Genomic DNA, 12202 nt, shown 5'->3' with positions numbered 1-12202 from the left:
CCACTTTCAATATGGAAATATTTCTTCAATTTAGCATTGAAAATGAAAGTGTTGTTGTGGTTATTTTTATTAATTATAAATAGCACGGGTTTCTGAAAATTGTAATGTAGAGTTTGCAATTTATTCCGATAAGAGTTTAGATTTGCAAGTATAATTATTAGAAATGCAATCATTTTTTGAAACTCATCGATATCTTATAGAGCATCTTGGCACGCCTGTGCGCCGCGAATTAATGAATGAAATTGATTGGAATCAGCGGCTCATTGGTATTAAAGGTTCCAGGGGTGTGGGTAAGACAACTTTTTTGCTGGATTACGCCAAGTCGCGTTTTGGTATGCATAAAAGTTGCCTGTATGTAAATTTAAACAACCTTTACTTTACCGAGCGCAGCATTATTTCATTTGCCGATGAGTTTCGAAAGAAGGGTGGTAAAACACTAATACTCGATCAGGTTTATAAATATCCGGGTTGGTCTCAAGAATTGCGTTATTGCTACGATAATTTTAAGGATTTAAAGATTGTATTCAGTGGCTCGGCGGTCATGCGGCTTTTAGATCAGAATAACGACTTGAATGGATGTGTCGCTGTTTATCGTCTTGATGGCTTTTCTTTCCGGGAGAACTTGAATGAGGTGACGAAAAATAAATTTCCCATCTGCTCGCTGGACGACATTCTGACCAATCATCGCGAGATAAGTGCAGAGATAAGTTCGAAGGTGCGCCCTCTAGCTTACTTTAACGATTACCTGGAGCATGGCTATTATCCCTTTTTTCTGGAAAAGCACAACTATGCCGAGAACGTGGTGAAGAATATTAACCTGATACTGGAGATCGATATTTCATACCTGGAACAGATTGAATTGAAGTATTTGCCTAAATTGCGTAAATTACTTTACGCCATTGCCAAAACGGCACCCCTTCAACCTAACGTGAGTCGCCTGAGTCAGGTGATCGAAACGTCGAGAGCCACTGTGATGAATTATTTGAATTATCTGAAAAATGGTCGGTTGATCAATCTCCTGTATGAAGATAGTGAGTCATCGAAAAAGCCCTCGAAGATATACGTTCACAACCCTAATGTTTATTACTCAATGACGCATGGTGCTGTCAATCAGTTAAACATGAATCGCACCTTTTTTCTGAATCAGTTGAGTTACCGGCATCAGGTCAATGTATCTAAAGTAGGGGATTTTAAGGTGGATAATGAGTGGCATTTTCATGTGGGTGATGATTCCATGATGAAGCATACCCCGGGCGAGAAAGAGTTTTTAGCCCATCAGATGCTGGAGGTGGGCGATGATAAACGCATACCCTTGTGGCTCTTTGGTTTTCTGTATTGATAAACAACTGATTGACTTTTAGAATTAATATATAGGATAAGATATGATTAGGATGACAGATGGATCGCAGGTATTGAAACCGTTATCGGACGATGGTCAGATAGTTTCAGCTTCTATCAGTCTTTTAATCTACTAGAATAATAACCAATTAATTATTAGGAGTATATAAAATGGCTAAAGAAAAAAAGTTTATTACATGTGATGGTAACCATGCCGCTGCACATATCGCGTATATGTTCAGCGAAGTGGCGGCTATCTATCCTATTACGCCATCGTCGAACATGGCGGAAAATGTGGATGAATGGGCTGCAGCCGGAAAAAAAAATATCTTCGGTGAAACCGTAAAAGTTGAGGAGATGCAGTCGGAGGCCGGAGCAGCAGGTGCTGTTCATGGTTCATTACAGGCGGGTGCATTAACGTCGACCTTTACTGCCTCCCAGGGATTATTACTGATGATTCCTAATATGTACAAAATTTCGGGTGAGCTTTTACCCGGTGTCTTCCACGTAAGTGCTCGTAGTTTGGCTGCGCAGGCCTTGTCTATCTTCGGCGATCATTCCGATGTGATGGCCACACGTCAGACAGGTTTTGCCATGCTGGCAACAGGTTCGGTACAAGAAGTGATGGACCTTTCAGCGGTGGCTCACCTTGTTTCGATTAAGTCACGTGTACCTTTCTTGCATTTCTTTGATGGTTTCCGTACTTCGCACGAGATTCAGAAGATTGAAGCCCTTGAAAATGAAGACCTGGCTCACTTGGTAGATCAGGAAGCACTTCAGGCTTTCCGCAATAATGCACTAAGCCCTGAGCACCCTGTTACACGCGGTACCGCTCAAAACCCTGATATCTACTTCCAGGCTCGTGAGGCGGCCAACCCATTCTATGATGCAGTGCCTGATATGGTGGCTGAATACATGGATGAGCTGAGCAAGATTACCGGCCGTAAGTACCGTCCTTTCGATTACTACGGTGCTGAGGATGCTGAAAACATTATTGTGGCCATGGGTTCTATTACCGATACTATTAAAGAGGTAATTGACGACCTGACAGCCAAAGGCGAAAAAGTAGGATTGATTGCAGTTCACCTGTATCGTCCTTTCTCTGCCAAGTATTTTATGGAGGCCTTCCCAAAAACAGCCAAGAAAATTGCTGTACTGGATCGTACCAAAGAGCCCGGTGCTAATGGTGATCCTTTGTATCTTGATATTCGCGACTTGTTCTATGGTAAGGAAAATGCTCCTGTTATTGTGGGGGGTCGCTATGGTTTGTCATCGAAAGATACTACGCCGGCCATGATGCTTAGCGTTTTTGAAAACTTAAAGAAAGACGAGCCTAAGAACCAGTTTACTGTGGGTATTGTGGATGATGTAACGCATACATCACTGCCTTTGCTACCTGAGTTCTCATTAGGTGATGAAGGTACTTTCGAAGGTAAATTCTATGGTTTAGGTTCGGATGGTACTGTTGGTGCCAACAAGAACTCTATCAAAATTATTGGTGATAACACCGATAAATATGCGCAGGCTTATTTTGCCTACGATTCAAAGAAATCAGGGGGTATTACCATTTCTCACCTGCGCTTTGGTGATACACCTATTCGCTCGCCATATCTGGTTAATACACCTGACCTGGTGGCATGTCACGTACCGGCCTATTTGAACATGTACGACATGCTCAAAGGTCTTAAAGATGGCGGTACCTTCCTGCTCAACTGCTCGTGGAGCGAGGCAGAGCTGGAAAGTAACCTTCCTGCTTTCGTGAAGCGCTATATTGCAGATCATAAAATTAAATTCTATACCATTGATGCAACCCATATTGCCAAGGAGATTGGTCTGGGTAACCGCACCAATACCATTATGCAGTCGGCCTTCTTTAAAATTGCTAACGTAATACCTTACGATCTGGCGGTTGAACAGATGAAGAAAGCCATTGTAAAAACCTTTGGCAAAAAAGGCGAGACCATTGTTAACATGAACTATCAGGCTGTTGACAAAGGAGGCGCTGTGAATGAGATTACCATTCCTGCATCATGGGCCAATGAAGCCGCTGAGGTGGTATTCCCAACCAACGAAAAGGCGCCTCAGTTTATTAAAGACTTTGTGTTCCCTGTGAATGCACAAAAAGGTGACGACCTGCCGGTGAGTATTTTTAAAGGTCGCGAAGACGGTACTTTGCCTGCCGGAACAACAGCCTTTGAGAAGCGCGGTGTAGCGGTTGATATTCCTGAGTGGAATGTGGATAACTGTATCCAGTGTAACCAGTGTGCCTATGTATGTCCGCATGCTGCCATTCGTCCTTATTTGCTCGATGAAAAAGAGTTGGCAGGTGCCCCTGAAGGAACTGCTACTAAGAAAGCCAACGGTAAAGGATTCGACGGCCTGCAATATCGCATTCAGGTAAGTGCCTTAGACTGTACAGGTTGTGGTAACTGTGCCGATGTTTGTCCAGCCAAGAACAAAGCGTTGGAAATGAAGCCGCTTGAGACCCAAAAAGCAGAAGTAGCACGTTGGGACTATATGGTGGAAGAAGTGTCGATCAAAGACCATATCATGCCTAAAGACATGAATGTGAAAGCTTCCCAGTTCGCCCAGCCTTTGTTTGAGTTCTCAGGAGCTTGTGCCGGTTGTGGTGAAACACCTTATATTAAGCTGATTACTCAATTGTTTGGCGATCGTATGATGGTGGCTAACGCTACGGGTTGTTCATCTATTTATGGAGGTTCGGCTCCCGCCACACCTTACTGTACTAATAAAGAGGGTAAAGGTCCGGCCTGGGCAAACTCATTGTTTGAAGACAACGCCGAGTATGGTCTGGGTATGGCTACTGGTGTTAATAAGTTACGCGAGCGCATCGAGCGTAAGATGAATGAGTCAATGGCAGAGGTAAATGCTGAGACTAAGGCAGCCTTTGAGAAGTGGTTCGCAACCAAAGATAATGGTAACGAAAATGTTGCTGCATCTAAGGCGGTAGTAGCTGCTCTGGCCAATGAGTCGCATCCTGTGGCCAAAGAAATATTGGCACTGAAGGATTACCTGTCTAAGAAGTCAATCTGGATCTTCGGTGGTGACGGTTGGGCTTACGATATCGGTTACGGAGGATTGGATCATGTGATTGCTTCCGGCGAAGATGTAAATATTCTGGTAATGGATACCGAGGTTTACTCTAACACCGGTGGTCAGTCATCCAAGTCAACACCGGTGGGTGCTGTGGCTAAGTTTGCTGCTTCCGGTAAGCGCATTCGTAAGAAAGACCTTGGCTTGATGGCTACTACTTACGGTTATGTTTATGTGGCTCAGGTAGCTATTGGTGCCAATCAGGCGCAATACTTCAAGGCGCTTAAAGAGGCTGAGGCCTATCCGGGTCCATCGCTTATTATCGCTTATTCGCCATGTATTGCTCACGGTTTGAAAACCGGTATGGGTAAAACACAGGCCGAAGGTAAGGCTGCCGTTGAGTGTGGTTACTGGCATCTGTTCCGCTATAACCCAATGTTGGAAGAAGAGGGTAAGAATCCGTTTACCCTGGACTCTAAGCCTCCACAATGGGATAAGTTCCAAAGCTTCCTGATGAATGAGGTGCGATATACAGCATTGGCCAAGTCATTCCCCGAAGAGGCGAAGGTGCTCTTTAGCGAATCAGAGAAGAATGCCAAGTGGCGCTATAGCTCATACAAGCGTCTGAACGACATGGAGTATGAAGTGATTGAATAATAATTGTTCATATCTGATATAAACTAAGTCGCCTTGCCTCGTGCAGGGCGACTTTTTTTATCTCCCATTTCTTCTGTGCGGTAAAATTAACATTGATTTTACCAATTAAAGGCTGTACATTAAACTGTGTTAATTGAAAGATAAGTAGTTATGTAACCCTTTAATAGTACTTTTAACATGGATTTAAAAACCACTTACATGGGGATTGAACTGAAAAATCCCATTATTATTGGTGCCAGCAACCTGGTTTTAGACCTTAAAATGGCCAAGAAACTAGAAGATGCAGGTGCTGCTGCGATTGTTTATAAATCGCTGTTTGAAGAACAACTGCACTTGGAGGCTGCAGAATTGGAAGAGGAGCTTCATGAGTTTGACGACATCCATGCCGAAATGACCACCCTGTTTCCCAATATTGAACATTCTGGTCCCAAAGCTCACCTTATGGCGCTGAAAAAGTTAAAGGAGAGCGTTTCTATTCCGGTATTTGCCAGTTTGAATTGTACCTACGATGTTAGCTGGGTGGAATATGCCAAACATCTGGAAGACACCGGTATTGATGGACTTGAATTGAATTTTTACGCTGCCATATCGGATGTGGAAAAGACCCCTGCGGACATTGAAAATCAGCAAATAGAGGTTCTGAAAAAGGTGAGAGACGCAGTGAATATTCCGATAAGCGTGAAACTCAGTCCGTTTTACACCAATATGATGAATGTGGTATATCGTATGGATCGCAACGGTGCCGAAGCCTTTGTGCTTTTCAACCGACTTTTCCAGCCGGATATTGACATCAAGGAGGAAAAACTGAAAATGCCTTATAATCTGAGTCAAAAGGGCGATAATCGGTTGCCTTTGCGCTTTGCCGGTATGTTATCCTGTAATCTTAACGGAAATATTTGCAGCAATACAGGTATTCACGATGGTGAAGATATGATTACCATGCTGCTGGCCGGCGCTGATGCCGTGCAGGTAGTGAGTACTATCTATAAAAATGGTGTAATACAGATAACCCGCATGCTTGATGAGCTTCAGGAGTGGATGAAAGAGAAGGGCTATGATAAGATAGACGACTTTAAAGGGAAGCTGTGTAAAAAGAATGTTGATGATCCGCATGCCTACCGTCGGGCTCAGTATGTCGATTTTCTGATGAAAGCAAAAGCCTTTCTGAAAAAATACCCTGTCAATTAAAATTTAAAATATATTCACTACAAACTGCATTCTTATGTTACGTAATAAGGATGCGGTTTTTTGTTGTATCGGCGGTAATTATGCCCGAGTAAGCAGTTTTGCTATTTGCCATGTAAAAATAATTTCTTTGCCAAATTATTTTGTTTATTTGAGTTGTTTTTGCTTTTTTTAACAAACTCTTTTAAAATACTCGACAGTTAACAATTTTCAATAAAACTTTAAAAATCTATCTATGAGCAACAAACGCGTTTACACCTTTGGCAATGGCAAAGCAGAAGGAAAAGCTGATATGAAAAATCTACTTGGTGGTAAAGGTGCCAATCTGGCGGAGATGAATCTGATTGGTGTGCCTGTGCCTGCCGGCTTTACAATTACCACAGATACTTGTATTGAATATAATGAAATGGGTCGCGATAAGATTGTGGGTCTGTTGCGCAGTGAAGTTAAGGAGGCAATGAAAAAAGTGGAACAGACCATGGGCATGGAATTTGGTTCTAAAGAGAATCCACTGTTGGTGTCTGTGCGCTCTGGTGCCCGCGTGTCCATGCCGGGAATGATGGATACGGTTCTTAACTTGGGGATGAATGATGAAGCTGTATTAACCCTCGCCAAAAAATCGGGTAATGAGCGTTTTGCCTGGGATTCGTACCGTCGTTTTGTGCAGATGTACGGCGATGTAGTGCTAGGCATGAAGCCTGAGTCCAAAGAAGATATTGATCCGTTTGAGGCGATAATGGAGGATATGAAGGAGGCCAAAGGCGTTGATAATGATACAGACCTGGATGTGAATGACCTGAAGGACTTGGTGGTTAAATTTAAGGCGGCTGTTAAAAAAGTTACAGGCCATGATTTTCCTGTGGATCCCTGGGAGCAATTGTGGGGTGCAGTAGCAGCCGTATTTGATAGCTGGATGAACCCGCGGGCAATCTATTATCGTCAGATTAATCAGATACCTGCCGAATGGGGTACTGCGGTTAATGTGCAGGCCATGGTATTTGGTAATATGGGTGAAAATTCCGGAACAGGAGTGGCTTTTACACGTGATGCTGCAACTGGTGAAAACGTGTTTAATGGTGAATACCTGATTGATGCTCAGGGTGAGGATGTTGTGGCTGGTGTTCGCACACCGCAGCAAATCACCAAGGAAGGATCGATCCGTTGGGCTCAACTAGCCAAGGTTTCTGAAGAAGAGCGGGTGGCGAATTATCCCTCACTGGAAGAGGCGATGCCTAAGGCTTATGCGGAGTTGTTTGAAATGCAGGAGAAGCTAGAGAGTTACTTTAAAGATATGCAGGATCTGGAGTTTACCATTCAGGATGGTAAGTTGTGGATGCTGCAAACACGAAGCGGAAAGCGTACGGCAGCCGCCATGGTAAAAATAGCCATGGATATGTTACGCGAAGGCATGATTAATGAAAAAACAGCCATTCTGCGTCAGGAGCCTAATAAGCTCGATGAGTTGTTGCACCCTGTGTTTGACATGGATGCCATGGTGAAAGCTAATGTACTGGCCACCGGATTACCGGCATCGCCCGGCGCAGCTACAGGTCAGCTGGTGTTCCATGCCGATGAGGCCAACAAATTTCCCGTGACCATATTGGCACGTATCGAAACATCACCTGAGGATCTGGAAGGGATGGATATTGCTCAGGGAATATTAACAGCCCGTGGTGGAATGACCTCCCACGCTGCCGTAGTAGCGCGCGGTATGGGTAAATGTTGCGTGTCGGGTGCCGGCGAATGTAAGATCGATGCCAAAGCACGTACTTTAACGGCGGGTGGTAAAATCTTTAAAGAAGGTGACTGGATTTCGCTGAACGGATCAACCGGTGATGTGTACGAAGGAAAAATTGCCACCAAAGATCCGGAGTTGAGCGGCGATTTTGCTGCCATCATGGAACTGGCCGATAAATTCAGGAAGATCAATGTGCGTACCAATGCAGAAACAGAGCGCGATGCCAAGGTGGCACGTGAATTTGGCGCTCAGGGAATTGGCCTTTGTCGTACGGAGCACATGTTTTTTGAAGGCGAGCGACTGGTGCGCATGCGTGAGATGATTCTGTCGGATGATGAGACTGGACGTCGTAAGGCACTAGATAAGCTATTACCCATACAGCGTCAGGATTTTAAGAACGTTCTGAATACCATGATAGGCCTGCCGGTGACTATACGTCTGCTGGATCCACCGCTGCATGAGTTTGTGCCGCAGGAGACCGATAATCAGCAGGCCATGGCCAAAGAAATGGGTGTTTCCATTGAGGTAATTCAGAAAAAAGTGGAAGACCTGCATGAGTTTAACCCCATGCTGGGGCATCGTGGCTGTCGCTTAGGTAATACTTATCCTGAGATTACAGAAATGCAGGCACGTGCTATCTTGGAGGCGGCCATGGAGTTGAAAGCCGAAGGCAAACCCACTTTCCCCGAGATTATGATACCGCTGGTAGGTACGGTGAAAGAATTAAAGATGCAGGAAAAGATTGTGCGTGAAGTGGCTGATGCTGTTTTCCGTGAAAAGGGTGATAAGGTGGAGTATCTGGTAGGTACGATGATTGAGATACCCCGCGCTGCACTCACCGCCGATGAGATTGCCGAGGTAGCCGAGTTCTTCTCCTTTGGTACTAATGACCTTACGCAGATGACTTTTGGTTACTCGCGCGACGATGCCGGTAAGTTCCTACCCGTTTACCTGAAGCAAGGCATTCTGAAGAATGATCCCTTCCAGGTGCTGGATCAGGAAGGTGTGGGTCAGCTGGTGCAAACAGGTATTGAAAAGGGTCGTAAAGTGAACCCTATCCTTAAGGTGGGAATCTGCGGTGAGCATGGTGGTGAGCCCTCATCAGTAGAATTCTGTGTGAAGCAGGGCATGAACTATGTGAGCTGTTCACCTTTCCGGGTGCCCATAGCCCGTTTGGCAGCCGCGCAGGCCAGCTTGCGATGATGACATAATTGAATATTGGAAATAAAAGGTCGCTCAATGGGGCGACCTTTTATATTTTTAGCATCGGTGTGAATACAATGCATTATCTTTGCAGCAAATCATTAACATGGGCAGAATTTTAGCAATTGATTACGGGCGAAAGAAGAGCGGGGTGGCAGTGACCGATCCGATGCAGATCATCGCCAATGGTTTAACCACAGTGGCCTCGCACGAATTATATGACTTTTTGGTTAACTACATGAAAGAGGAAGAGGTGGAGCGCATTGTAATGGGTTATCCTACGCAAACCAGCGGCGCCGTCTCCGAATCGATGAAATACATCGAGCCTTTTGTAAATCGTTTGAAAAAGAACTTCCCGGACTTACCCATCGAGTGGGTAGATGAACGCTTTACCTCTAAGATAGCATTTCAGGCTATGATTGATGGCGGACTGAAAAAGAAGGCGCGCCAGGATAAGGGCATGATTGATAAGGTGAGTGCCACCATTATTTTACAAACCTATCTGGAGCAACAACGATGATTTTACCTGTAGCCCTCTATGGAAACCCGGTGCTGTGTAAAAAGGCGGCACCTGTGTTGCCCGATGATCAGCAGATTTCACAATTAATAAAGGACCTATGGGCCACCCTGTACCGAACCGATGGAATAGGCTTAGCCGCTCCACAAGTTGGACACTCCTTACAGCTTTTTGTGGTGGATTTGGATGTGTATAAAGATGAGCATCCTGAGTTGAAAGGTTTTAAAAAGGTATTTATCAATCCGCAGCTGGAGGTTTTACCTTCGCGAAGGGTGTGGATGACAGAAGGTTGCCTTAGTTTGCCGGGCATCAGTCGAAAAGTAAAAAGGAGCGATAAGGTGCGAATTCATTATTATGATGAGCAGTTTGTAGCGCATGAAGAGGTTTATGCAGGTTTTGCCGCCAGGGTTATTCAGCACGAATACGACCATCTGGAGGGATGCCTCTTTATCGATCGTCTTGGTCGATTTAAGCGCTTTCTACTACAAATATTTCTGCGTCAAATTCGAAGAGGGAAATGTAAACCTGCTTACCGCGTCATTCAGTAAATGAGCGAAACCACAAAGTGTGTGTCCGGCACATGTTCGTTTGTGTCATATTAAGCTCGGAGAGTTGGAATGTGAATAATCATGAGGCTGTCTCAAGAGACATTAATATTTTCTTTGACCTTACGAAGTGTTATCATGAGCCCAACACTTCTTCCCTTTGCGTTTAAGAGTAAGGGGAACTACGGCGCCACAGGCGGTGGAATGGGATTATCAATGGGCTAACTGAAAGTTGGAATGTTATTTCAAACGCTTTTGCGACAACTTTGTGGCAACTATCCATCTCTAAGCCCCAAACCCAGGGCTGGTTGAATAAACACACCCCTCCTATTGATTAATATTAATATTCCATTATATAATGATTATTTTCTATAATAGCACAAGTAGGCATAGAAACCCGAGAGCAGAAAGGCTTCAGCAGTAATTTTCAGGCTTTCCTCAACGACAATTCCCAGCTGGTGCAGCGCTGCAGAGGGAATCCGACCACTGAAAATGTCATCCCATGTGTTGCTATTGCCCAGGGTATCAAAAATTACCGATAGAACCATCACGCCAAAACCAAGCGAAAGCATGGCAACTCCTGTTTTGTGTCTTAGAAACTCAGTTCTAAAACGGATGAGAAACACCAGACCGATAAGGCCGTAACCCAATATCAAAAAGTCATCGATGCGATCGCTCAGTGCTGTCTCCTTCATGTTAAACAGCTCGTGTAGCATTGTATCCAGCTGCTCATGAATCAGGAATTTTTCATCGAGGGATAAAAAGACAAAGCCCAAAGCAACCAATATCCATATTAGTTTTTTACGCTTCAGGTAGGTAAAAAAGCTAATGAGCCCGGTTATAAAAAGTTGAATGAATGAGAAAGTGGTAATAAATCCGTATTCTTCAAATTTCATGGCTAGCTCATTTTTACCATAGCCCCACAGCAGGGCAATGACGATTAACAAAAGGTTAAAGCTCAATAAGCTTAGCAGGAAATGGAAACTGTCAAAGTGTTTTTTTTGTGTTCGCATTGGGCAGGTTTTTAATTGGTTGGCTAAAAGTAGAGAAAAGCGGTGAAGTAAAATCAAGCCATTGTAAACTTTAATACGGCAAAATCAGTCGTTCGTAAAAAAAGAGCAGGCTTTGTGCCGGCAAATGTTATTTTTACCCGTACCAAATGACTGAAATAATGACCGATAACCTCACCAACCTACAAAAAATTGTCGCCCTGTTGATACTTGTTCACATGGCAGCCTGTGTGCCACAGAAAAAAGTGGTTTATCTTCAGGAAGAGATGGCAGCAAGTCAGGAGCTTACTTTCCGCAATGAAAAAGGAAAGCAGATTATCAAGGCTTTCGATCAACTCTATATTCAAGTATCTAGTTTTGATAACGGCCAGCTTAACTTTATGAGTAATGATGCCAACCGTTATGGAGGTGGGCGCTCCGAGGCTGACATGGCCATGGTGTCGTATTCTGTGGATGAGCAGGGTAATATTAACTTGCCCATTATTGGTCTTTTTAATGTACTGAGCTTAACGGCCGATGCTGCAGCCGAGAAGATAAGAGCCGAACTGGAGCTGTATCTGAATACACCAAGCGTTAAGGTATCTTTTGTGAATAAGAATATTACGGTGCTGGGCAATGTTGAGCAGCCCGGGCGTTATTTCTACGCCAGTGAGCATATTAATGTGTTACAGGCTTTGGGCATGGCCGGCGATATAACTGAGTACGGCAATCGTGAATATGTAGTGCTTATACGGGAGCATAACAACGAAGTGACAAAGCAGCGGATTGATCTTACCCGCGTAGATCTGCTGGCCGATAGCCGCTATTATCTGCAACCCAACGATATCGTTTATGTTGAGCCGCTTAAGCGCCGCCATTGGGGTATGCAAACTTTTCCATGGGCCCTTATACTATCGGGCATTACCACTTTTATCCTTGTGGCCAATTATATCAATTAGGAATGTTGATGTGTGAT

At 44.3% G+C, this 12202-nt stretch carries 8 protein-coding genes; 7 read left to right on the top strand and 1 reads right to left on the bottom strand.

The annotated features are described in order from the left end of the window. Positions 1 to 163 precede the first annotated feature (163 nt). The 6 genes from ACRD7A_RS03200 to def all read left to right on the top strand — a co-directional run bounded on the left by ACRD7A_RS03200 (position 164) and on the right by def (position 10240). A complete protein-coding gene (locus tag ACRD7A_RS03200) occupies positions 164 to 1339 on the top strand; it encodes an ATP-binding protein (protein WP_430809913.1) in 1176 nt (391 codons plus the stop codon). A 170-nt stretch (positions 1340 to 1509) separates the two neighbouring features. Then, positions 1510 to 5049: a pyruvate:ferredoxin (flavodoxin) oxidoreductase gene (gene nifJ, locus ACRD7A_RS03195; protein WP_430809912.1), complete on the top strand. Its 3540-nt coding sequence runs from the start codon at positions 1510 to 1512 to the stop codon at positions 5047 to 5049. Between the two features lie 177 nt (positions 5050 to 5226). After that, a complete protein-coding gene (locus tag ACRD7A_RS03190) occupies positions 5227 to 6237 on the top strand; it encodes a dihydroorotate dehydrogenase-like protein (RefSeq protein WP_430809911.1) in 1011 nt (336 codons plus the stop codon). Between the two features lie 232 nt (positions 6238 to 6469). Next, positions 6470 to 9175 (top strand): pyruvate, phosphate dikinase, encoded by a 2706-nt coding sequence (ppdK, locus tag ACRD7A_RS03185; protein WP_430809910.1) that lies wholly within the window; start codon positions 6470 to 6472, stop codon positions 9173 to 9175. 106 nt (positions 9176 to 9281) lie between these two features. Beyond that, entirely contained in the window at positions 9282 to 9695 is a 414-nt protein-coding gene (gene ruvX, locus ACRD7A_RS03180; protein ID WP_430809909.1) for a Holliday junction resolvase RuvX, read from the top strand. Next, positions 9692 to 10240, top strand: coding sequence for a peptide deformylase (def, locus tag ACRD7A_RS03175; protein ID WP_430809908.1), 549 nt, complete (start codon positions 9692 to 9694; stop codon positions 10238 to 10240). Before ruvX ends, def begins: the two co-directional genes overlap by 4 nt. 359 nt (positions 10241 to 10599) lie before the next feature. On the opposite strand, the gene ACRD7A_RS03170 is transcribed toward def, so the two are convergent. Next, complete coding sequence (locus tag ACRD7A_RS03170) at positions 10600 to 11250, bottom strand: DUF8692 domain-containing protein (RefSeq protein ID WP_430809907.1); 651 nt, start codon at positions 11248 to 11250, stop codon at positions 10600 to 10602. Positions 11251 to 11396: 146 nt separating this feature from the next. On the opposite strand from ACRD7A_RS03170, the gene ACRD7A_RS03165 reads away from it, so the two are divergent. Then, positions 11397 to 12185 (top strand): polysaccharide biosynthesis/export family protein, encoded by a 789-nt coding sequence (locus tag ACRD7A_RS03165; protein WP_430809906.1) that lies wholly within the window; start codon positions 11397 to 11399, stop codon positions 12183 to 12185. The last annotated feature ends 17 nt before the right edge of the window (positions 12186 to 12202 follow it).

The sequence above is a fragment of the Carboxylicivirga longa genome (genome assembly GCF_050589825.1).
Taxonomy (GTDB): domain Bacteria; phylum Bacteroidota; class Bacteroidia; order Bacteroidales; family Marinilabiliaceae; genus Carboxylicivirga; species Carboxylicivirga longa.
This window is presented reverse-complemented; position numbering and strand designations above follow the sequence as displayed.

What these genes read in the sequence shown, in the direction of transcription:
- ACRD7A_RS03200 (WP_430809913.1), top strand. Translation starts at nt 164, where the DNA reads ATGCAATCATTTTTTGAAACTCATCGATATCTTATAGAGCATCTTGGC.
- nifJ (WP_430809912.1), top strand. Translation starts at nt 1,510, where the DNA reads ATGGCTAAAGAAAAAAAGTTTATTACATGTGATGGTAACCATGCCGCT.
- ACRD7A_RS03190 (WP_430809911.1), top strand. Translation starts at nt 5,227, where the DNA reads ATGGATTTAAAAACCACTTACATGGGGATTGAACTGAAAAATCCCATT.
- ppdK (WP_430809910.1), top strand. Translation starts at nt 6,470, where the DNA reads ATGAGCAACAAACGCGTTTACACCTTTGGCAATGGCAAAGCAGAAGGA.
- ruvX (WP_430809909.1), top strand. Translation starts at nt 9,282, where the DNA reads ATGGGCAGAATTTTAGCAATTGATTACGGGCGAAAGAAGAGCGGGGTG.
- def (WP_430809908.1), top strand. Translation starts at nt 9,692, where the DNA reads ATGATTTTACCTGTAGCCCTCTATGGAAACCCGGTGCTGTGTAAAAAG.
- ACRD7A_RS03170 (WP_430809907.1), bottom strand. Translation starts at nt 11,250, where the DNA reads ATGCGAACACAAAAAAAACACTTTGACAGTTTCCATTTCCTGCTAAGC.
- ACRD7A_RS03165 (WP_430809906.1), top strand. Translation starts at nt 11,397, where the DNA reads ATGACTGAAATAATGACCGATAACCTCACCAACCTACAAAAAATTGTC.